Origin of the sequence: Fuerstiella marisgermanici (genome assembly GCF_001983935.1) — a bacterium.
Classification (GTDB): domain Bacteria; phylum Planctomycetota; class Planctomycetia; order Planctomycetales; family Planctomycetaceae; genus Fuerstiella; species Fuerstiella marisgermanici.
Genome location: NZ_CP017641.1, coordinates 7,533,516 through 7,556,210 on the forward strand (window position 1 = coordinate 7,533,516; position 22,695 = coordinate 7,556,210).

The 22,695-nt window shown below is 55.9% G+C and carries 20 protein-coding genes; 3 read left to right on the forward strand and 17 right to left on the reverse strand.

From position 1 onward, the window contains the following. Positions 1-220: 220 nt before the first annotated feature. The gene (locus Fuma_RS28325) at positions 221-1,669 is read left to right on the forward strand and encodes a sulfatase family protein (RefSeq protein ID WP_077027078.1); all 1,449 of its coding nucleotides are present in this window, start codon (positions 221-223) and stop codon (positions 1,667-1,669) included. Between the two features lie 12 nt (positions 1,670-1,681). Here the strand turns inward: Fuma_RS28325 and ychF are convergent, their stop codons facing one another. The 4 genes from ychF to floA all read right to left on the reverse strand — a co-directional run bounded on the left by ychF (position 1,682) and on the right by floA (position 5,777). Then, positions 1,682-2,773 carry a redox-regulated ATPase YchF gene (ychF, locus tag Fuma_RS28330; protein WP_077027079.1) on the reverse strand — a complete coding sequence of 364 codons (1,092 nt, stop codon included), beginning with the start codon at positions 2,771-2,773 and terminating at the stop codon, positions 1,682-1,684. Between the two features lie 111 nt (positions 2,774-2,884). Further along, positions 2,885-3,523, reverse strand: coding sequence for a hypothetical protein (locus Fuma_RS28335; RefSeq protein WP_145944429.1), 639 nt, complete (start codon positions 3,521-3,523; stop codon positions 2,885-2,887). Between the two features lie 93 nt (positions 3,524-3,616). Continuing rightward, a complete protein-coding gene (locus Fuma_RS28340) occupies positions 3,617-4,663 on the reverse strand; it encodes a 3-oxoacyl-ACP synthase III (protein WP_077027081.1) in 1,047 nt (348 codons plus the stop codon). Between the two features lie 124 nt (positions 4,664-4,787). Beyond that, entirely contained in the window at positions 4,788-5,777 is a 990-nt protein-coding gene (gene floA, locus Fuma_RS28345) for a flotillin-like protein FloA (RefSeq protein ID WP_414655194.1), read from the reverse strand. A gap of 518 nt (positions 5,778-6,295) precedes the next feature. Here floA and Fuma_RS28350 point away from each other — a divergent pair. After that, entirely contained in the window at positions 6,296-6,757 is a 462-nt protein-coding gene (locus tag Fuma_RS28350) for a RidA family protein (RefSeq protein WP_077027082.1), read from the forward strand. A 213-nt stretch (positions 6,758-6,970) separates the two neighbouring features. Here Fuma_RS28350 and Fuma_RS28355 read toward each other — a convergent pair whose 3' ends face one another. The 9 genes from Fuma_RS28355 to Fuma_RS28395 all read right to left on the reverse strand — a co-directional run bounded on the left by Fuma_RS28355 (position 6,971) and on the right by Fuma_RS28395 (position 16,432). Beyond that, entirely contained in the window at positions 6,971-8,449 is a 1,479-nt protein-coding gene (locus Fuma_RS28355; RefSeq protein WP_083732390.1) for a sulfatase, read from the reverse strand. A gap of 22 nt (positions 8,450-8,471) precedes the next feature. After that, positions 8,472-10,382: a dienelactone hydrolase family protein gene (locus Fuma_RS28360; RefSeq protein ID WP_077027083.1), complete on the reverse strand. Its 1,911-nt coding sequence runs from the start codon at positions 10,380-10,382 to the stop codon at positions 8,472-8,474. Between the two features lie 17 nt (positions 10,383-10,399). Further along, entirely contained in the window at positions 10,400-11,182 is a 783-nt protein-coding gene (locus Fuma_RS28365; protein ID WP_077027084.1) for a creatininase family protein, read from the reverse strand. 240 nt (positions 11,183-11,422) lie between these two features. Beyond that, positions 11,423-13,117 (reverse strand): outer membrane protein assembly factor BamB family protein, encoded by a 1,695-nt coding sequence (locus Fuma_RS28370; RefSeq protein WP_077027085.1) that lies wholly within the window; start codon positions 13,115-13,117, stop codon positions 11,423-11,425. Between the two features lie 162 nt (positions 13,118-13,279). Beyond that, the gene (locus Fuma_RS28375; protein WP_077027086.1) at positions 13,280-13,765 is read right to left on the reverse strand and encodes a TspO/MBR family protein; all 486 of its coding nucleotides are present in this window, start codon (positions 13,763-13,765) and stop codon (positions 13,280-13,282) included. A gap of 10 nt (positions 13,766-13,775) precedes the next feature. Beyond that, positions 13,776-14,237, reverse strand: a complete 462-nt coding sequence (locus Fuma_RS28380) for a ferritin-like domain-containing protein (RefSeq protein ID WP_077027087.1) — start codon at positions 14,235-14,237, stop codon at positions 13,776-13,778. Positions 14,238-14,352: 115 nt separating this feature from the next. Further along, on the reverse strand, positions 14,353-15,828 hold the full coding sequence (locus Fuma_RS28385; protein WP_077027088.1) for an SDR family oxidoreductase: 1,476 nt from the start codon (positions 15,826-15,828) through the stop codon (positions 14,353-14,355). 80 nt (positions 15,829-15,908) lie between these two features. Next, a complete protein-coding gene (locus Fuma_RS28390; RefSeq protein ID WP_145944430.1) occupies positions 15,909-16,229 on the reverse strand; it encodes a hypothetical protein in 321 nt (106 codons plus the stop codon). Further along, entirely contained in the window at positions 16,226-16,432 is a 207-nt protein-coding gene (locus Fuma_RS28395) for a hypothetical protein (RefSeq protein WP_077027090.1), read from the reverse strand. Before Fuma_RS28395 ends, Fuma_RS28390 begins: the two co-directional genes overlap by 4 nt. 677 nt (positions 16,433-17,109) lie before the next feature. Between Fuma_RS28395 and Fuma_RS28405 the strand changes: the two genes are divergently transcribed. Then, positions 17,110-18,105: a fasciclin domain-containing protein gene (locus Fuma_RS28405; protein WP_083732391.1), complete on the forward strand. Its 996-nt coding sequence runs from the start codon at positions 17,110-17,112 to the stop codon at positions 18,103-18,105. 159 nt (positions 18,106-18,264) lie between these two features. Here the strand turns inward: Fuma_RS28405 and Fuma_RS28410 are convergent, their stop codons facing one another. The 4 genes from Fuma_RS28410 to Fuma_RS28425 all read right to left on the reverse strand — a co-directional run bounded on the left by Fuma_RS28410 (position 18,265) and on the right by Fuma_RS28425 (position 22,640). Further along, complete coding sequence (locus tag Fuma_RS28410; RefSeq protein ID WP_077027092.1) at positions 18,265-19,803, reverse strand: cryptochrome/photolyase family protein; 1,539 nt, start codon at positions 19,801-19,803, stop codon at positions 18,265-18,267. 33 nt (positions 19,804-19,836) lie between these two features. After that, positions 19,837-20,289 carry a hypothetical protein gene (locus Fuma_RS28415; protein ID WP_077027093.1) on the reverse strand — a complete coding sequence of 151 codons (453 nt, stop codon included), beginning with the start codon at positions 20,287-20,289 and terminating at the stop codon, positions 19,837-19,839. A 95-nt stretch (positions 20,290-20,384) separates the two neighbouring features. Further along, the gene (locus tag Fuma_RS28420) at positions 20,385-20,822 is read right to left on the reverse strand and encodes a hypothetical protein (RefSeq protein WP_077027094.1); all 438 of its coding nucleotides are present in this window, start codon (positions 20,820-20,822) and stop codon (positions 20,385-20,387) included. A 141-nt stretch (positions 20,823-20,963) separates the two neighbouring features. Continuing rightward, positions 20,964-22,640, reverse strand: a complete 1,677-nt coding sequence (locus Fuma_RS28425) for a serine hydrolase domain-containing protein (protein ID WP_158521170.1) — start codon at positions 22,638-22,640, stop codon at positions 20,964-20,966. Positions 22,641-22,695 lie beyond the last annotated feature (55 nt).

A 22,695-nucleotide genomic window follows, 5' to 3' on the forward strand; every position in this document is an offset into this window, starting at 1 on the left:
AAAACTCATCGCTCCGGATTGCCCGCCGTCAAACATTCCGCATTTTGGCGTGGGGCCACTTTGAACCACGGTATCTCTCGTCAAGTGGTTCGCCCGCTAGCCCAGTCGAAGTTACATTGACCTCAGAGAATTTTCGCCGAGCGTCTGATGAAAGCCAGGGGCGGCGAACGAATTCCGTTGCCACGCCTGTCGTCCGCACTCCTTAGGGAGATGATTCTCAATGCTTCTGCGATTTCTTTTTCTAAGCCTCGCTCTTCAGATCATGGCGGATGCTGACGAGCGGCCCAACATTATCTTCCTAATGGCGGACGACCAGGCCACGTACTCGATGGGCTGCTACGACACGCCGGGCGCGAAGACGCCAAACCTGGACCAACTGGCCGACGATGGAATCGTGTTTGACGCTCACTACGTCACGACCGCCATCTGCATGGCCAGCCGAGCCAGCGTGATGACTGGAATGTTCGAATACAAGACCGGCTGCAATTTCGAACACGGAGCCTTAATGTGCGAACACTGGTTGAAGACATATCCAGTGCTGCTGCGAGATGCCGGCTATCGAACTGCCTTCGCCGGCAAGTTCGGCTTTGAGGTGACCGAAAAGGTTGGTGGGAAAGGTGAACTGCCTGACACGGACTTCGACGTTTGGGGTGGTGGTCCCGGCCAGACGTCGTATGCCACGAAGAAGAACAAGTCGATGGCGAAGTACGTCGACCAGTTCCCTCATTCGACCTTGTCCTACGGTGCGTTTGGCCGCGATTTTGTCACCGATTCGGCGAAGGAGGATCGGCCCTTTTGTTTGTCCATCAGTTTCAAGGCACCTCACCACCCCGTGCAGCCGGATCCGAAGTTCGACGGTGTGTTTCGAGGAATGACGTTTTCGAAGCCGGGTAACTTCGGCCGCGAACTCGGCGAACATTTCAGCCTGCAAAGTCGTCAGGGACGACAGTACGAACGTTTTCACAGTTGGAAGTACAGCTCGAATTACGACGAGGTTTTCGCAAAGTACTTTCAGCAAATTTACGCCATTGACGTTGCCGTCGGCATGATTCGCGACGCGGTGGCCGCTGCCAACGTGAAAGACAATACGGTTATCATCTACACATCCGACAATGGTTTCATGAACGGATCTCATGGCTACGGCAGCAAGGTGTTACCGTACGAGGAATCTTCGCGTGTGCCGTTGCTGATGTACGATCCGCGTCACTCGAATAGCGGCAAGCAACTGCGTTGCAAATCGCTGACCGGCAACGTCGACTTTGCTCCCACAATGCTTGAACTGGCAGAGGTGCCGATTCCGGAGAACATGGATGGCCGGAGCCTGCTGTCGTTGTACGACAATCCTGCGGCCGAAACCCACACCGCTCTGCCGTTGATTAACGTGTGGGGGCCGGAAGAGGTCTACAGTTTCGGGGCGGTGACGAAAGACTGGAAGTACGTCTACTGGCCGTATGCCGAAGGCGACTTCGAGCCAACCGAAGAACTATTCTATCTTCGGTCGGACAGGCTGGAATTGAGCAATCTGTCTGCCGATGCAGATCACGAGCCGCAGCTGGACAGCATGCGAAAAATCTACGACCAGCAGGTGCAACACTGGCAGGCGAATGCGGTGCCGTACCACAACTATCAGAAGTTCGGCACGTTCTTCAAAAGAGTTCGCAACAAGTAGCGCGGAGGGATGTTACGTGTTGAACAGGAAGTGGCAAATGTCGCCATCCTTCATCACGTATTCTTTGCCTTCCACTCGCAGCTTTCCTGCGGCGCGAATTTCCTTTTCGCTCTTGTATTCTTCGAGTGCTGCCAGTGTATAGACCTCACAGCGAATGAAGCCTTTTTCGAAGTCTGTGTGAATCACACCAGCGGCCTGTGGAGCTGTTGCACCGATGGGGATTGTCCACCCACGGACTTCTTTCTCGCCAGCCGTGAAGTAGCTCTGCAGTCCGAGCGTACGATACGCCGCGCGAGCCACTGTTCCCAGCGCGGGTTCCTCCAGCCCGACAGACTCCAGCATTTCGGCTCGGTCGGCTTCATCCAGTTCTGATAGCTCAGCTTCGAACTTCGCGCAAACCGGCACCACTTCTGCACCGACCTTTGCTGCGTGTTCACGCACTTTCTGGACCAACGGTCCGTTGCCAGGGACGTCGTCTTCGTCGACATTGGCAATGTACAGAACCGGTTTGGCGGTCATCAGTCCAAGACCGCGAACGATCTTCGCTTCGTCGGGAGTGAACTCCAGCGTCCGCAGCAGGTTCCCTTCGTCCGCATGAGCACTGCATCGCTTGATGACTTCAACCCGTACTTTGGCTTCCTTATCGCCGCTGCGAGCCGCTCGTTCCGCTTTGGGCAGAGCGTTTGTAAGCGTTTCCAGATCGGCCAGCAGAAGTTCAGTCTCGATGACTTCGATGTCTGAGATAGGGTTGACGTCGCCGGACACGTGAGTCACGTCTTCGTCTTCAAAGCAGCGGACGACTTGAAGCACGGCGTCGACTTCACGAATGTGACTCAGGAACTTGTTTCCCAGCCCTTCGCCTTTGCTGGCTCCTTCCACAATCCCGGCGATATCAACCAGTTTCAGGATCGCAGGAATGATCTTCTGCGGCGGGATATACTTTGTGATCGTGTCCAGCCGACTGTCGGGAACGCTCACGATGCCTTCGTTCGGTTCAATCGTGCAGAACGGATAATTGGCACTTGCCGCCGCCCCGGAACACGTCAGGGCGTTAAACAGAGTACTCTTGCCAACATTCGGGAGACCGACAATTCCGGCTTCCATGACTGTGATTCCATCTGGTGCGTATTGAACTTCGCCAAACTGTTTTGACGGCGCGGAATATTAACGAACGGGATGCCGGTTAGAAACACGTGAGTCGGCCATTCCGAAGATTCAGACGGCTTGTGGCTCATCCTTATCAGGATCGTCGGTCGCTGGCCCTTCGATTTCTGACTGCATCGCTTCTTCGGCCGCGCGTGCCATCCGGAAAACGTCACCTCGAGCGTATACGGCCCGTCGTTTGCGTATCCCGGCCGCCAGCTCAATGACACCGGCACGCGCACATCTGACAAAGCCCAAAGTGGCGCAAGTCCCCAACAGTAGTGCGACGCCCGCGTAAACCGGCCATCCGTGCCACAATCCACTCTGAATTTTCTGAGCCCGTTCGCCTTCGATGCCCCGTTGTTTTTGAAAGGCCGTGTATTCCGCTCGTTCGTCCTTTAGGTTTTCACGCCACACTGCTGGGTCGATGTTAAAATCCTTGACACTGCGAACAATCAGCCCGGCGGGCATCACGTGGGTGAATATCAGCGTCGCACCAACAAAAACAGTAGACCCCACCAGCAGGATGGGCACCAGAATCGTTGTGAGGTAATTCAGTATGGCCGCTCGTTCGCGACGATAGCGATTGTCAGACCAACTGCCGTCCAGGCGGTAGCAGTTGGCCCGCACCATTCTCCAGCCCTCCGCGGGCAGGCTGCAGGCGACGATACACGTGCAGACAACGATGGATGCAAACATTCCCAACAGCACGGCGATTCTCCCGCTTCAGAGCATCGTCCGTGACGCGAATCAGTTCGCTGAGTATGACGTACGGGGTGTGGTCTGTCACTCCGTAAGCTGGAATTACGTCTCTATGCCGAGCATTACAGAATTCAGCCCGCTACCGATTCCCAGCAGCGCGAGCTTCGTTCCGGCGGGTGGCGGATCCTGTTCCAGGCCCATCGCCAAAGCCATCGGCAGCGCGACGGCTCCTGTATTGCCGAACCGTTCAACCGTGGGGAAATCAAGATGGGGGTCCAGCTCAAGAGTTTCCATCAGCAGGTTGCGATGCTGTTTGCCCACCTGGTGAGTGAACACGCGATCCACGTCGGCGTTACTCCATGACAGTTCTTGCTTCGTGTTCTGCCATGTCCGTTCGGCCAGAGCGATTCCCGCATGAAGAAGGGCTTCCGAATCGGTTTCCATGCGCGGCCGGCTGTCGCCATGAACGTCCGCCTCAACGCCACCTGCACACAGGTTGTGTCCGGACGTGTCGGACAGGACCGAACCGCCCAGCAGACGCCGATGCTGCTGACTCAAGCTTTCATGGCACAGCACAATCGCCGCGCTGCCCGAACCGATTGTGAGCGACGCGAAGGCCGACTTGATCGACTTTCGAGTCAATGTTTGGTCCTTCAGCAGGCTGTCGATGGTGCCTTCGACCAGCCCACGGCCAGTTTCTGTGCCGACGACGACGCCCGCTTTGATCCGGCCCAGTTCGATCATGTCGGCAATCAACAGCATGCCGTTCAGCAGACCAAGACATGCATTGCTGACGTCCATCACGACGCATTCGTCCGGCAGGCCGGCACCTGCATGAACGCCCGCGGCAGTTGCGGGTTCCATTTGATCGCGACACACTGATCCATGAAGCAATGCGCCGAAGCTGGCGGGATCGATGCCGGATTGTTCCACCGCCATTCTCGCGGTGGCGACGCTGATGTGTCCCGGCAGAGTTCCCGGATCGTAGAAGCGTCGCTCCTGAATGCCAGTCATCAATTCCAAGCGGCCAAACGGCAGACTCAACCGTTCGTACACGGGGGCGAGTTGCCGTTCCACTTCGTCGGAAGTGACAACATTCGGCGGTGGGTTGGAGACCACCGTTTCCACACAGACGTGCTGATAACGCATAATTGGGGACGGCCGCTAGCGAGGCCGGTGCCTCAGACCATTCGAGCGACCGCTCGGAAACGCTTCCACTGGTCGCTTTGAAAACCGGACTCAAAAAGAACAAGTTTCGTTTGGACGTGCTTAGCTAGCTCTTGGACGCTCGCAAGCTGCCGTCTCGATACGCATCCGCCATCGATTTTGGAATCTCGGATTCCGCCAGCACGACTTCCGCCTGATGTTCCTGAGTCAGCGCTTTCATTTCCTGTTCGCGAGCCACAGCCTGAGCGCGGCGTTCTTCGGCCTTCGCGCGGGCGATGCGGACGTCTGCTTCGGCCTGGTCGGCTTGTAGTCGAGCTCCCACATTGTCGCCGACGTCGATGTCCGCGATGTCGATGGAGACGATTTCGTACGCTGTTTGAGAGTCCAGGCCCTTGTCCAAGACAGCCTTGGCAATCAGCATCGGATTGGCGAGAACTTCCTTATGAGTCTCGCACGAACCGATGGCAGAAACGATGCCTTCGCCCACGCGTGCGATGATGGTTTCTTCTGTGGCACCACCCACTAACTGTCCGAGGTTGGTTCGCACGGTGACGCGAGCTCGCGCCTTCAGCTGAATACCGTCGCGAGCCACACCGTCCAGCGTCGATCGGCCGTGGCGTGTGACGTCAGGACAGTCGATGACTTTTGTCTTCACGCTGGTCTGAACGGCTTCCAGCACGTTGCGGCCGGCAAGATCGATGGCGGCCGCCGTGTTCCAGTCGAGGTCAATTTTTGCACGATGAGCGGCGATCATGGAACGCACGATGATCGGCACGTTTCCGCCGGCCAGATAGTGAGATTCCATGGCGTTGGTCGTGACGCCCTGCAGGCCAGCCTGAACGGCCATAATGCGAGAATCCACAATCACCTGCGGATTCACTTTCTTAAGCTTCATGACGACCATCTGAACCGGTCCGACCATGGCACCGGACATAAACGCCCGAAACCACAGCGACGCCACCGACGCAAACATGCCGAAGAAGATCAGGAAAAAGAAACCGAAGATGACAAGGAAGCCAATCAACAGCATCGTTGTAAAGCTGATGCCACCGCCTTCGGCTTCCGCCTGAGCGAACTGCATGAGGTGCGGAATCATTTGAACGATTGTCATCGACACTTCCTCGGTTTCCGGTTTCATCAAAACTGTTGACGGCCCTCAATTGTAGAGAGGCACCCACGCATTCCGCAACTTAGAACCTATCCGAGAACTTGGGAGGGCACGTTGTGACGCCAGTGGTCGAGATGCAAGGAAGAGTGACGAGTCGACAAATGTCGTCGAGGAATGATGACGCCGCAGATCGGCTGCTGTCGTCGCAACCCTTCGGGACGCTTGTGGTTAAGCATCCGGCTGCGTCATTCGTCGTCGACGACATTTGTCGTCTCCTCTTCTTTCCTTGTATGAAACGTAACTGCAAACGTCGTGGCTCTCCCAGGTTGTCGGATGGGTTCTAATCCACCGTCCCGAGTTGAGTTCCGTTGAACGCACCGCTCAACCCGATATCATCGGCCTTCCGACGTGACGGTTCCTGACCACAACGTCGCCCGTTTTACGCCGGATCAGCAGAATTGCCGAATTCCGGCGTCCCACCTTCAATTCGTCCTGGAAACGAAAATATGAGCTACGAAGCGCGTATCGCTGAACTCGGCCTGACTCTCCCTGAGGCCCCTCCGGCTGGCGGCACCTACAGCCCGGTCCTCGTCGTCAACGGCATGGCCTACGTTTCCGGTCAGGGCCCCGTCGGCCCGGACGGTAACTACCTGACCGGTCGAGTCGGCGACGACCTGACCGAAGAAGAAGGCGTCGCTGCCGCACGAGTTGTCGGCCTCACAATGCTGGCCACCATCAAAGCTCAGCTGGGCAGTCTCGACAAAGTGAAACGCGTCGTGAAGGTGCTGGGCATGGTCAACAGCACGCCGGATTTCAAGACGCACCCGAAAGTGATCAACGGTTTCAGCGACCTGATGGTCGAAGTCTTCGGCGAAAACGGCCGAGCCGCCCGCAGTGCCGTCGGCATGGGCTCACTCCCCGGCAACATCCCGGTCGAAGTCGAAGCGATTCTGGAACTTGAAGATTAACGGGGGCGGAGCGGGCGGCGTCGGATTCTTCGCGGCTCTTTGCGTTTCCCAATTGCTCCCCGTCGGGCGTTTTGTGAGGCCTCGCAGAGGGCTGCGGAGTTGAGCCGGACGTTCGATGTCGTTGTCCCTCTTGCGTATTTTGCTTCTACGTGCCTGATGGCTGCGATTCTATGCAGTTCCGCACTGTGGATGACGGCTTCCGGGGTGCTCCGCTCACTTCACCACGCCGTGTCGTTTAAAATGTTGCTGAAACCAGGCATTGACTGCGCCGCTTTGGGTTGATGGATGGTACCCCGCATTGTGTTTTGGCAACTCACGGCGGAATCGTGCGAGGATGTCTGGCGGTGTGTCGGAGGTTGCGAGGTTGTTCCATTCGTTGAGATCTGCCTCGTGATCGTAGAGTTCCTCCGTGCCGTCTTCGTAGTGGATGTAGCGGTGGCGTTTTGATCGCAGCGAATGGTTGTCCTTTGCGTAGGTCGTCGAGATGGCGAACCGCCAGTCGGTGACTGTTTGGTTGAGGATCGGCACGAGGCTGGTGCCTTCATTGGACGTTTTTGCGGGCAGATGGCAAAGTTGCGTGAGGGTTGGGTAGAGGTCGACAAGTCCGACCGGTAAATCAGAACGCACCGCGGCGGAAGAACCGGGGCGCAAGATGATTAGCGGCACGCGAGTCGATTCTTCCCATAGGCTGTGTTTGGAGACTCGGTCCTTTTCGCCGAGGTGGTATCCGTGATCGCTGAACAGCACGATGATCGTGTTGTCCGCGTGACGACTTTCTGCCAGCGACTTAAGCACGCGTCCTACCTGATGATCGACGAATGCCGTACAGGCCAGATACGCCTGCACGCACAACCGAAATTGCTCGTTATTGTTCCGCTGCAGAAAATCGAGTGTTGGGTACTTTGGCAGTTCGTGGATTGCGCGGCTGATGGCAGGCACGTCATTAAGGTCGTCTGTTCGAACAGCAGGTAGCTGGACTTCGTTCAGCGGGAACATGTCGAACCACTTCTGCGGCACATAGAACGGCACATGCGGGCGAATGAATCCGACTGCCATGAAGAACGGTTTTTCACGCGGCGTTGCGAGCTGTTGTTCAGCCCAGGAGGCCGCCTTGTCGTCGGGCATTTTGCTGTCGGTGTTAGGAAAGGCACCCCAGTCTGTTTGAGTCCCCGTCCAGGCAACGTCTGGAAGGTGGTAGTTAAAGCGACGCCCGTTCTTCGGTTTCGGGCCGAAGTTATCCCACTTGCCGCCGTAGGTTTGAAACGCGAGCGTGTCCGGATACCCATGACAGATCTTACCGACGGCCAGCGTTTCGTAGCCGTGTTCCGCAAAGTATTGCGGCAGCAACTTGCCATGAAAATTCACGGTGTCTTGCTGCATGTCTTTGCGGTTAGGCTGGTTGTAGACGCCGGTTGAATACGGGTATCGGCCCGACAGCAGGCACGCTCGCGATGGCCCGCAAATTGGCCCCTGGCAATGAGCGTTCGTGAACAACACGCCGCGACTTGCAAGAGCATCAATGTTCGGAGTTTTCGCCTGAGGATGCCCGCCAAGGCAACCGACCCAGTCATTGAGATCGTCGATGGCAATGAGTAGTACGTTGGGCGGCGGATCGTCTGCGCGGACGACGGCACATTCATTCAGGCAGAATACTGCCAGGTTGAAGGCCAAACACTTCGTTAGGCGACTCATGATATTGCTTTGGTCAAAAAGTTTACGGCCGCTGTTTGTTGGGCGCGTTGTCGATCCAGCGCAAGTTGCGAAATTCGGGCGGTTGCCCCTTCCAATTCCTGCCCACGATTTTCGATGGGGTAGAATCGCCACGTGCGGGGCGGAGCCGTTCTGCGTCGCTGAGTTTTAACTCGCGAATATCTTTCCAACCTGGCAGAGAATCGCCCGCGAGGTTTCGAAAATCCTTCGAAGCAAAAGTGACGTCCTGCCATGCGTCGCCCTTTTCGACGTCAGCAATGGCGGCGTATCCGTCGATCATGATGACCAGCTTATTGGGTTGTTGTGACCGGACCTGCAGGCTTAGCTTCGCGTTGTCGGGCGCACGCCATTGACCATCGTAGACTTTGTGAGTTGCTCGGGGCCACTCTGCGGGTTTGTACGAGAACCATTCTTTTTGCCAGTCATCGGCGAAGTCTTCAATCACCAGACTCTGATTTAGAGTGGCCTTCACGGACGCAGCCTTCAGCTGTTCTGGTGAAGCTGTGTCGAGTACCGAAGACACGTTAAACGTTTTTGCCGTGTAGATGCCGTAATAGTAGCCCGCACCTGAGACCGGGCCGTCCAGACCATACGTCACATTGGCGTAAACCCACAGAGGTTGGTCGACGGTGGTCACCGGCAACGTGGCAGTCCATGTTCCATCCGACAGACTTGCAGCAGCGTGTCGCCAGAAACGATTCGTCGTGTTCTCTCGATCGGAATTCGTTTCAGTCGCCTTTCCGTGTTGTGTATAGAACACGTCGATAGTCTCAATGTGGCGAGACGTATCTGGTTTGATCAAAATCGAAGGAATGCCGTCGTCGTTTGCAAGCTGCAGACTTGTTTCCGGCGTTTTGGGGAAGTCGAACGAATTCTTCAGTTGCTGATCAAACCATAACAGCGTCGCAACTTCGTATTCGGCTGAGTCCTGGTGATTGTGATGCGGAGAACAGGTGACTCGCCAGTCATCACTTTTGATTCCGTTGACAGCTCGCGGAAGATCGCCGATGCGACCGTGAAAATCGTTGGCCGGGCTAAGAAAAATGATCGGGCACGCAATTTGTTTCAGGCTGACGTTGTCGCAAATTGTCGAAACAAAGATGTCGCTTGCGTTGTCGCGATCGCTCATACCGCCACACGATGGTGCGGCCGCTTTCACTCGCGAGTCAACCGCTGTCATCACTGTTAATTTGCCACCCATTGAGTGCCCATAAACGCCAAGCCTGTCGGGATCAACTTCGGGCTGTTGCTCCAGAAATGTGAGTGCCCGTCGAGCCGCCACTGCGCAGAGGAACCACGGGCTGTTGCGCGGCGATTCCACGTCATCAATCGTCCAGGGCCAGGGCTTCGCTGACGGAAAGTTGTTCTTTGGGTTTCGGCAGGGAGCATGGTAGCCATCGACGGCGCCCCAGTCGGTTGTGAGTTTGTGGTTCGGGGCATCCGTTTTTTCGCCCCAGAAGAGTTTCACTTCCGCCGGGCCGACGCGATAGCCGGGGGCTGAAATTCTTCCGACCCAGGCGATCGAAACTGTGGCATAGCCGCGTTTCGCGTTCATCAGGCACGCTCGATGATCTGCGTACTGGCCACCTCCGTGAATCTGGACAAGGCCGGGGTGTTTTTTAATGCGATTGTCGGTGCCGGCCGGGAAGCCGTAGATGGCCGCCAACGTGGCTTTCTGCCCTTTGAACACGCCAATGTGAAACCGCACGATGCGCAGGACGACTCCGTCTTCTTCCCATTCCTGCAGTAGTTCGACGTCGAGTGGCTCGGCTCGCGGATCAAAGCCTGACCACATTTCTTCGAAGTTGGCTGGAGCCGTGCCGTTTGTGAGTGCCGGCAGAGTGTCTTCCGCAGCAGCCTCGCTACCGAAGTACGTCGCGGGCAACAGCGTCAGTGCGAACAGAAATCTAAGCATTCAAAGGGCGCTTTACTTCAAAATGGAAACGTTTCATCCACCGACGAATCGGCAAGCTGAACCAGAAATCCGGACAGTCGCTCAACAATCACCTGCATCAGCTGTTCGCCCTTGGCTGCGGTGGCGGGATGAGGATTGCCGGATCCGGTATTCGACGTCAGCAGGTGCCACGGTCGCGTGATGCTCACCCAGCCGTTGTTGATGGCGTCAAACCGAGTCGCTCTGACCGCTCCATCATCTGCCGCGATCGTGCCATCGTCATTCTTCAGAACGAAGTCATTGAAGAACGCGAGACCTAACGCGGTCTCCATTTCGCCCGCATGATCGCCTGCCTCTTCGAAGATTGTCTTCTGCACGTCGGCCGTGATTCCCCGAAACCAGTCGCACAGAAAAATCTGCACCGGCCTCTTGCCATGTAGTTCTCGCAGTAGCGGCTTGAATTCGTTTCCGCCGTGGCTGTTGACAATCATCAACTTGCGAATGCCGTGCCCTTCCAGCGAATCCACCAGGTCTTTGATGACCAGTCCCAGCGTCGACGGATTGACATTCATCGACAGCCGACACTGTGACTGGTTGGTTTCAGTGCCGTACGGAATGGCGGGCAGCATCACAACCTTAGCGCCGCTGTTCCACGCAGCTTCGCAAACGCGCGAACCGATGGCTTCTGCCTGAAACGTATCCGTGCCGTAGGGCAGATGCAGGTTGTGAGGCTCGGTCGCTCCCATGGGCAAGACGGCAACTTTGTAGTCGCAGTCTTTCACATGAGTAAAATTCGTTTCCGCAAGAATGTAAGGTCGCACGCCGTAATGCCTTCAAGGGATGGTTGCTGATTAGCTGATCGGCAAATCATAAAGCATCCTGAAGCTGCAGACTACGACCGAGCGAAAGCCGCACAGTTCGCCTGGCGATACCGGTGCCGGTCGTCGGTCGTGGCTGCAAAGTTTCGGTCAGGAAGGCGGCGCACGCCTGTGGCGATTGAACGGCGGTTGCCTGCCAAAGCCTTCGGCTACGTTTGAGTTCTCAGCTTGAAGGCGAGTGCATCACTCAGCCATTTGCGGTCGTTGTGGGCGATCGGGACGTTTGTCTTCGCCTCGACCTCGGTAGCCACCACCACCACCACCACCGCGGCCTCCTCGACCACCACCGAACAGCGACCCAATTCCGCTACGGAATTCTTCGGCGGAAATCGCTTTGTCGCCGTCTTTGTCCAGCGTTTTTAGGCGGTCGGCCATTCGGTTGCCTTCCAGTTCGTCTTCGGTGACCTTTTGGTCTTTGTTGGCGTCCAGCCCATTGAACATGCTCATCGGATCGAACCGCCCTGCCCCGCCGCGACCTCCTTCTCGCCGTCCGCCGCCGCCTGGGCGAGTCCCGGATGCCGCCGGCGTATCATCTGCTGCTGCGACAACTGCCTCATCGGGGGCGACTGTTTCACCCTTGTCAGCGACGCAGTACAAGTGTTTCGAACCGCGAATGATCATCCTGCCATCACTGATCGCAGGCGTTCCTCCGAATGATTCTTTGTCGGATGTGAGCTTGTTGACAGCGATCTGCTTTGCTTCGTTGGCAAGGTCAAACACAAACATTTGCCCGCTGCCATTCAGGTAGAAGAGTCGATCGCCTGCAACAACGGGAGACGGATAGTCGAGCGATCCAAAGCGGCCGCCAGTTGCTTGTACTCCCTGCAAGCGAACCTGCTTGAGCTTTTTTCCTGAGGTCTCGTCAACGATTGTCATCACGCCGCGAGCGACTACGTATAGCTTGCCGTCGTGAGCCACGGGCGAGCCGAAGCTGGCCGTTTCGCTTCCTGTCCATGCTGTGTTGCTGTCCGAGATGTCGCCCTTGCCTCCGGCATCCAGCGCAATGCTACCGCCGCCGCGACCCGTGAATGCGAATACGCGTTTGCCGTTTTGGACGAGGCTTGCATGTGCCTGTTCAGCGCCCGTGGCTTTTGCGAACCACCGCAGCTTGCCGCTGTTTGGGTCAAGGCCCCACATTTCTTTCGGCACGCATAGAACAAGATCGGTTCGGCCATCTTCGACCTGCACAAGCGACGGAGTGCCCCACATGCCGTCGAGTCCTTCCGCTTCCTGTCGCCAGAGTTCCTTACCGGTTGTTTTGTCGAATCCGATGATGGACTGACTTTCGGCCGATGCCGTCACGATCAAAGTGTTGTCGTGCAATACCGGACTGGACGACGATCCCCACTTTGTTGGATCTGACTCTTTACCAACTTCCGCCTGCCACAGTTTTTCGCCGTCCAGATTAAAGGCATGCACACCGCTCTTCCCAAAGAAGGCGTACACATTTTTGCCATCGGAAACGGGTGTGTGAGAGGCATAACCGTGGGCAGTCACGCCGATTCCTGTGTAGGGATCCTCTGGTAAAGCAGCCTTCACATCCGCCTGCCAGAGTTTCTCTCCGGATTGGATGTCCACACAGACGAGATGCCGCATTAGATTTTCGATGTCGCCGGGATCTTCCTGAGTCAGTCCGTATCCGGAATAGCAGGTCACGAAAACCTTGTTGCCAACAACGATGGGGCTCGAAACGCCGGGGCCTGGAAGAGGCAACTTCCACGTGAGGTTAGCCTTGGGCGACCAGCGTGTCGGTAGCGAATCAGAATCCGCGGCGACGCCAGATCCGTCGCTTCCACGAAACGCGGCCCAGTCGGCGGCGTGAGCAATTGATCCGGAACAGGCCAGCAAGACGAACGCTGTGAGACGAAGCAGGGGCATAGTGTGGCTCGCAAATAAAGTGAGTGGTCCTGCAGGCATACGCTTACCATACTAACTGCCGTTTAGATCATGCTACCAACAGCAGGCAATTTGGTCGTTCTTCCACAGCACTTTGACTTACCTGCGAGTAAGCTTTCAGCAACTGGGCCAACTGCGAAGCACTCAATTCAGTGACCAGAACCCATAGTTCAGCAACGCCGCAAAGCTGACCCACGCCAGGTAGGGAAGCAGCAGCAAAGCTGCGGTGGTTGAGTGCCGCCGAAACAGCGTGACCGTGCAGGCGATGGCGAGCCACAGCAGGCTAATATCCACCAAGGCAAGGTCTGGTCGATGCATTCCAAAGAACAACACCGACCAGATCGAATTCAGGATCAACTGAACGAAAAATGCCGTCAATGCGGCCGCCTTGCCGGGGCCTGGCTTTGATGTCCAGACAAGCCATCCGGACACCGCCATCATTAAATACAAAACAGTCCAGACCGGGCCGAAAACCCAGTTCGGCGGTGCGTAACTGGGGCGTACAAGTGTCTTATACCATCCGTCTGGCGGGAAGAGCGCGCCAATTGCTGAGGCACCGAAGCACAGCACGATGAATCCGACAAGTGACGCCCAGCGTCGCTGGACGCCGGTCTGAATTGGTTCGTTCATTGAAACTCCATCACGCCTGTTTTTCGTACTCAGCAAGGTAGCCCACAAAATTGCGGCGGTGCTCTTCTTCGTCGGCGAGCGACTGGATACACAGGTCCTGAGTCACGTAGTCGATGCCGTCGCACAGTTTGATGAGTTTGTTGTATTGAGTGATTGCACCATTTTCCGCGTCGATCACGCCCTTGATGACGGACACAACGTCGGTGTTGTCAGCAGTGGGCTGCAGCGTTGCCTGAGCAGATTTGAAGTCGGCACTGCCGGGCACTGTGCCTCCGATCGTTTTGATGCGGCGAGCCAGATTTTGGGCGTGGGTGAGTTCTTCCAGCACGTCTGCCTGCAGCGCCTTCTTGATCTCTTCTGCGCGCACGCCGTCGAGATTGATTGAATTCGAGATGTAGTTGGTGACCGTCTCGATCTCCATCCAGTACGCGACCTTCAACTCTTCAATAATTTGTTCCTGAACTTCCGACATGTTTGACCTTCTTTCTAAATTTTACCTGCCTGACACTTCATCGTCAGTCGACAGGAGGACCTCACGATTTGCCTTCACGCTCGACGATCGATGCGTGAAACAGCTTACAAGTACTCTAAATGTTTTCGGGTTGGGGCACGAACGTCTCGCTGGCTCCCGCTTCCGCGACTCTTCGCAGCATTCCGGCGAAAATGAACTGGTGCAGAGGCCAGATGGAATACCAATAGACGATTCCAAACAGGCCGACCGGATCGAACATCGCTGTTTGAGTGATGCTGGACCCTGAGTCAGTAGGCGTTACCACAAATTCCAGCCACGCCCGCCCCGGCAACCGCATTTCGGCATAGAGTCTTAGAATTCGAGGAGCTTCGATCTTCTCGACTCGCCAACAATCGAGCGTGTCGCCCACGTGGAGTTCCACAGGGTGCCTTCGTCCTCGTCTGAGCCCCGGCCCGCCGACCAGCAGATCCAGGAAGCCGCGGATCCGCCAAAGAAAGTTCCCGTAGTACCACCCCGTCTTGCCGCCAATGCGTTGGATAGGGGCAAACGCTTGTTCGGGGCTACTGCTGACGGCCATCGTCCGGCAGTCAACCAACCGATTGCCAAACTGCTCGCCTCCGAAGCGACGCAGGGCCATCGACGATGAAACAGCGTCCTGCCAGCGAGTCGTTGCGAACTCCTGATCCTCTTTGGAAAGAGCTCGCTGTATTGCTGCCGACAGAGACATTGGTTTCAGCGCGAAGGCATCCATTGCCGAATTGTCGTGGACGACGGTTGGATTCTTCAGGCTTTCAACCAGCTTGCGACCTATCGTCGCGTACACCGGCGTGACCAATCCCAGCCACAGACTGGACAGTCGGGCGGAAAGGAACGGCACCGGAATCATCAGCCGCTTTAATCCGCGTTGCCGAGCGTACTCACGCATCAGGTCGCCGTACGAAACCTGATCCGGGCCCCCGATTTCATAAATTTGGCTTTCCCCCTGTTCGTGGTCAAGAGCCTGCGAGAGGTAAGCCAGCACATCTTCAATTGCGATGGGCTGAGCTGCCGTGGAAACCCACTTCGGGCAAATCATGACCGGCAGCTTTTGGACGAGGGACCGTATTAATTCGAACGAGAGGCTTCCGGAACCAATGATGATTGACGCGCGAAACTCGATCACCTGAGCCCCGGATTCCCTCAGTACGTTGCCGACTTCGTGGCGACTTCGCAGATGCTTTGATAAAGATTCATCCTCGTCGCCCAGACCCCCGAGATACACGATTCGTTGAACGCTGGCTGCTTTCGCAGCTTGAGCGAAGTTCCGAGCGGCCGCGCGGTCCTGGTCTTCAAAGTCTTCACCACTACCCATGGAATGAATCAGGTAGTAGGCCGTATCGATTCCTTCCAGTGCCTTCGCGAGCGTGGCTGGCTTGGTCACGTCGCCTTCAACGATGTCAATTCCCTCACCGGCGCGGAGCCGAAGGTAATCTGGTTTGCGGGCCATGAGCCGAAGATGAATCTCCGGAATCCTGTCCTTCAGCAATGGAACCAGGCGGCCCCCGACGTAACCGGTGCCGCCCGTGATCAGAATTTTGCGAACTGAGTTCATTGCTCCATTGCGATTCCAAACGCCTCTGCGCTAATTCTTGAAGATTGACTGTCGGCTTATCAAACGGCGGCTTGCGTCAGTCAGCTTAAGTGAAGCCGAGCATTTCGAACACCGAACAGCCGCAACAGCATCGAATCGTTTTCGATGCCGAGGGAAATCAGCTTACGGCTCGGTGTTCTTACGACCAATGTCAGTCCGACAGTCTGCAACAGCCCCGAAAGTTCGGAGAGGCGTTTCTTCCTCCAGGCGAGACGCCGTAGTTGTCTCATTACTCGGTAGACCGAAGTCAGCGATGGGACCTCCACGACGATGTCGCTTCCATCTCCGCAGACAGTGACCTGCTGGTCACCGATGTCGACTTTCACGTCGCAGCAAACGCCCAGCATGCGTCGGGCGGTCAACTGGCTGCTCCGCTGCGAGTCGTGACACGAATCGCTCCGTTCAGTTTCCACTGAGCGTGTTTTGCATCAGAGCTGGTGCTGCTGGGCACCCCCAGCTGGAAATCGTCGAAGTTGTATGCGATCTCCGCATTGCGTTCGGTAAGTCGGTCGTAGAGGCCAATTGCAAGTTCCGGCCATGTTTTTGTATCGGTGCCATCTGTCATAGCTCGTCGTTCCTTTTTGAATCTAATGTCTGGGTGTAAGAAACCGAACCAGTTCTAGACGGGCTTCGGCAGGTTTCCATCGTGAATCATTCAGGAAATGAGCTGGCTGCCGCTTTAACCGCTTGTCGGCCTATCGCGATGGACGCTGTGCGGCGAATCGAGCGTCCCGCGAAGGTTGCGGCAGCCGCATTTTGGTTCACGTAACAGCAGCCGATATTGGCACTCCACAGCAGACAGCCTGCTCTGCCCGACCAACATCCTCGGCCGAACGAAGCAACGTCCGAACGCTGATTGGCGCGACCGATTCCAGACCCGCCCGCTGACATTCCAGGTGACGCGGTGATTGCAGGCCTTCAAGAGATTGCTCCTTTCACCGTTGTCGGGGTGACAGAAGGACTTGAACAGCCAGCCGACAGACGCTTTCCCTTAAAGCTGCTCAGGTTGCAGCCGTTCAGGTTGCAGCCGTTCAGGTTTCAATAGTTCAGGTTTCAACAGTGCATCGAAGCGGTCGCTCACATTGCCCGAACGCTGTCGGCGTCGTTCCATTCTGAGCTCTTTGCAAATTTTCCGTGGTCGACGTCAACGAGGGCTCTACAAACTGCCATCGATCGAAACAACAGCGTTCCCTCACACACAACTCAAAACATTTATCTCCCAAAACGTCAAGGAAAAGAACAATGAAGAAGCTCATCGCACTGACGGCAATCGCCACATTCGCGGCAACTGCCAACGCCGGACGGAAATGTAACGGTACTGTTGTCCGATCTGGTCAACCGTGTCAGCAATCGCGCGTCACGTACATCACCACAACCTCGCGGCCAGTCGCCGCTCGCCCCGTCGCCGCACACGCCGCTCCAGCGTCAGACATTGTTGATACCGCAGTCGCTGCCGGCTCATTCAAGACTTTAGTCGCAGCCGTCAAGGCTGCGGGACTTGTGGAAACACTGAAGGGTGACGGACCTTTCACTGTCTTCGCCCCCACAGATGCCGCTTTTGCAAAACTGCCGAAGGGCACCGTCGAAAACCTGCTGAAGCCAGAGAACAAGGCTAAGCTGCAAGCAGTGTTGACCTACCACGTTGTCGCTGGCAAGGTGAAGGCAGCCGATGTGGTGAAGTTGACTGGTGCTGCAACGGTCCAGGGGCAGCAGGTCGACATCAAGGTTGCTGATGGCAAAGTCACAGTCGACGGTGCCAACGTCATCAAAACAGACATCGAAACGTCGAATGGCGTAATTCACGTGATCGACAGCGTGCTTCTGCCAGCTGATAAAGATATCGTCGAAACCGCCGTGAGTGCCGGTTCATTCAACACACTCGTTGCGGCAGTGAAGGCTGCTGGCCTTGTCGACACGTTGAAAAGTGAAGGCCCCTTCACCGTCTTTGCTCCAACCGACGAAGCATTCGCCAAGCTTCCGAAAGGGACCGTTGAGAACCTGCTGAAGCCGGAGAACAAGGACAAGCTGGTCGCCGTGCTGACCTACCATGTCGTGGCTGGCAAAGTTATGGCGAGCGATGTCGTGAAACTTTCCTCGGCCAAAACTGTCAACGGCAAAATGGCCTCAATCAAGGTTTCTGATGGTGCCGTGATGGTTGATGGAGCCAACGTTGTGGCGACGGACATCGAAACCAGTAACGGCGTGATCCACGTCATCGACAGTGTGATCCTTCCGTAGTTCAGCAAACAACTCAAACACCTTCAGGGGCGGTCGGATACATCCGACCGCCCCTTTTTTTTGTCTTCATCAGCGAACGATTGGTCACGAAGTCCGTTCGATATCCACAAATTTTGGCTGCCATCAGCGAAACTTATCGTCGCTTCAGCCCCGTCGGCGTCATTCTCGCAATTCGGCCGCCCGGTCGCGTATCTCTGACATCTCGCCGGGTTTGCTACGCATCTTCTCGAGGTTCTTGATCGGGAATTTCATCCGTGGATTGTCCTTGAGTAAATCAAAGTGGCGATCGAGGAATTCCCAATAGAGTGTCGTAAACGGACAGGCATCGTCTCCGACTCGCTTCTTGTAGTCGAATCGACAGCTCTTGCAGAAATCGCTCATCTTGTTGATGTAGTTTCCGCTGCTGCAATATGGTTTCGTCCCCACGATGCCGCCGTCCCCGAACTGACTCATCCCCAGAGTGTTCGGCAAAGAGACCCAATCGATCGCATCGACGTACATCGCCATGTGCCATTCGTGAAACAGTCGCGGACGAACGCCCCACAGTTGAGCGAAATTGCCCAGCACCATCAGGCGGTGGATATGGTGCGAATAACCGTGATCGATGACGTGCTGCATCGATTGTTTGACGCAGTTCATTTCCGTTTCGCCGTCCCAGAAAAACGACGGCAAGTCACGCTGGTGGTCGAAGTGATTTAGTTCCAGATACTCAGGCATCTTCAGCCAGTACACGCCACGGATGAACTCTCGCCAGCCCAGGATCTGCCTTACAAAACCTTCCACGCTGTTTAGTGGAGCATTGCCAATGCGGTACGCTTCGACGGCGGCGTCTACGCACTCCCGGGGATTCAGCAGCTTCATGTTCAGCGGGGCGGAAAGGCGCGAGTGATACAGAAACGCTTCATCCGTCCACATGGCATCTTCCCACTTGCCAAAGTCGGGCAGAATGTTGTCGATGAAGTGATTCAGAAAAGACTTCGCCTGCCTGCGCGTTACTGGCAACGTGAAGTGGTCGAGGCTACCCGGATGCTCTTTAAAACGGTGCTGAACCAAATCGATCACATCCTTTGTGATCGCGTCCAGTCGAAAGTTCTTCGGTTTTGGCAACGCCTCAGGTCCGGACCGGCCAAAGCTTTTGCGATTGTCGTGATCGAAATTCCATTGGCCACCTTCCGGCTGCCGGTCATCTTCCATCAGAATGTCGTGCTTCTTTCGCAGGTCGCGGTAGAAGTATTCCAACTGCAACGTTTTGCGGTCGTCGGCATATTCTGCGAACTCGTCCCGCGTACAGTAAAAGTGCCGATCGAGGCGGATCTCCAATTCGATTCCGAGTTCCGCCACGCAGTCCTTTAATTGCGTTTGCACTCGCAGATCACCCGGTTGTACGACCACCAACCGCTCCGGTTTCAGCCGCTCGACGTCTTTCTCCAGCACCTCCGCGAACGTGCGTCCTCGATCTTTCGACGGCTGCCGCTGTAGCTCGTGATATTCGACCGTGCGATCCTTCTTTCGCAGCTCATCCCGGAAGTGCCGCATCGCCGACAGGAACATTGCGATCCGAAGTTTGTGGCACCACACATGAGTCGTCTCCGTGTCGACTTCCGCCATCCAGACAACGTCGTTGTCGGCATCAAAGTCGTCGTGGGCCGCTGATGCATGGTCGAGCTGATCGCCAAGGACGAGGACTAGATTTCTCATCAGCTTTCTTTGGGTGCTATGGCCGCTATGGGGCTACCGAGTGTGTCGTGCAATTACGTCAGCTCTTGTCAGTATCTTCACCAACCAAGGATTGACATTCAACCTGTCCGTTGTTTGCCCCGAAAGCACCTCTTCGCTGGTTAGCCAGCGGAGATTTCTGTTCAGTTCCACTGAAGCCATTCCCAACTTGCCGTAGAGGTCGACCACGTAAAATTCGACGGTCGATCCGGTGTCGCTCGTGGATGTCTCTGATGGTATTTCCATGTGGAGACGAGCCATGCTGGAAATGATGTAGTCCTTGCTCTGCCGCAGGTTGAGTAGCCACGCGATCTCGCGGTCCAGCGATTCGCGAGACGATTCGTTTTCGAGGCGCTCTGTCCAAACGAAATCATAGAAATTGCGGCCAGCGTGCCAATATGTCAGCCACAGGTTTTCCAATTGTTGAGGGTGCCGCAACAGGGCCACCGATTGGTGCAGGTCTGGCATCGTTAGAATCCATATTTAAACCCGAGCAGTCAGCAGCAGCACGAGCGCCCTGCTGGCGACGACGTTGGATCGCGGAAGAAACATTCCGCCCGATATTACTCCATTGTGCGGCAGACGAGAGTCAGTACAAGGATTCCTCGCCCAGACCAGGCAATCGTTCGAATCCAGTTTGTGGCGACCAGTTTGTGATATGCGGTATCCGTATATTCGATGGCCAGTAAATTGTGGGCTGGCACAGACAGCGCAGCCGTGGAAATCCAAATCAGGACGATAAGCCCCAGGCCGATCCACGTGAGCGTCGTCGATTCCGCTGGTGGATACTTCACTAAGATCACGCCCGTTACCAACTCAATAAGCATCGCAGGCCCCACAACCCAAGTCGTCATTTGCTGGTGCAGCTTTTCGTACGCCGTGAACTGATCCGCACCGATTTTTGAAAACAGTGGGTAGTGCACGATCTGAACGAACCAGATCAGGCCGACCATGAACACAGTGGCAAATACGTGAATAAGCAGCGTTAGTTTTTCAGGCATACAAACGTGTCTTAAGCGGCATGAAGATATGTGGCTGAATTCTTTGAGACGACGGGCGCGATCCCGGTTCTCTTTCCGTCTCGCCAATATGCTATCAGCTGGGCAGCCAATTTTGATTCATGGGCTGTTATTGGACATTCTTCAGTGGTTGTCGTTGATCCAGGTTTTTAGCAATGCCGCCAGTTGTGAAAGATGTTTTTGGTAGTTTTTACCGCGAGCATTCCGAGCCATTGCCACCACGAGGTGCTTTTCCGGGTTGATGGCCAGCAGCGTCCCGCACCCGCCAGCGTGACCGTAGCTTCCCGGTCCCAGAAGCCGACTCTGATCCTGAAGACCAATTCCGTATTTCATATCCACGTCCGGAAACCATGGCTTCAGCGAAGTGGGAAGGATGGCCTTGTGAGTTGCTTCTGAAATCACTTCCCATTTGCCGTACTTGCCGCGGTTGTCCAGCACGACACCAATCCGTGCCATGCTTTCTGCGGAGAACCCAACTCCACCGGGGAGCACGTTTCGAATTCCCAGTGGTTCGAAAAGATCCCGTTCCATCGCGTCCCAATAATTTCTTCCGCGCAGAAGCTCGAGTGCCCGGACGGAGAGAATCACGCCGACCACGCCGTATCGATGTTTGGCCCCAGGCTTCCATTCGCGCTGACAGTGAGCGATCAGACTTTCATGCCACGTGTGGAAATAGAACAATCGCGAAAATGCGAGGCTCCAGGGAAAGTGAATCCCCGTGAGGTGAGCGTGTGCTGCGCGAAAGGTGAGTTGACTGTCTTCTGGTTGATCGAAGTCGGGTAGAAAATTGCCGACTGGTTCATCCAGCTTGATCAATCCGCGATCAACATAGGTGGCCAGTTGAAGTCCAATCAGCGGCTTCATCGCGGAATCCAGCTTCATGGGCGTGTCGATGGTCACCGGCCGATCATGCAGCGTTCCGTATCCTTTGGCAACAACGATCACACCGTTGCGGGCAATCACCACGGCCATCGGTTCTGAAGTGGACGCATGCCATTCGTCGAGCTTTGCTTCGATTTCTCGCACGCGGTCTTCCGTGATCTCCGCCTCATCCAGCGGCGCTTTCCGCAACTCGGGAGCGGGATCTCCCTTCAGTCGCACTGGCGTCGCCTTGACCACCGCTTTTCCTTCGAGGCCCATGAGTTTGCGTTTGAGCTGGACGTGTCGCGTCGCATTTTCCATTTGCCACTGACCGATACGTGCAGCAGGCACAGCTTGATCTGGATCCAGCAACGCAGCCAGTTCGACAGCACCTGCTTCCGTTGTTCGCCAGCGACGCAGCAATGCGTCAGTTTCCTTGCGATCTGAATTTCGATCGCCTTCGGAAACGAGGGACGAAATACTCCGTTCGGCAAGTTGAGTGAGATTCACGTCCTTCGCAACGCAGCAACAGGTCATGGCTCGGCGAAGCACAGGCCCGGCCGGTACAGGCGCTTCGCCGTAGACGTAATAGCACCCCGGTTTGTCGGCGGTTTCGACTTCTTCGAAGCGTTCGTCAAACCAGCGAGTGGGGATGTCGATGTCGTCGACGACTTTCGCAACTGAGTCGGGGTGCTGCCAGACAAGTTCCGGCAACTTTTGTCCGACCTCAAGAATGAATCCTCCTGGCGGCAGAAATTCCTGCTCACCAAAGCGCTGCTTCAGTTGAGCCATGGGCAGTGGATCGCCGATCGCAGGAGGCTGGGCCTGAGCGGTCGCTGCGACAGTCAATAAGACTGCGATATTGATTGTCCAATTTAAACTTCGCCGCTGCCCCATCAGGAATCTCCATGTGGTATTTTTGCTGTATAAAAAGGACATCGCGGACGTGCAACAGGCCCGTGTCGCATTGCACGACGGCCGTCGCAATTCTGTC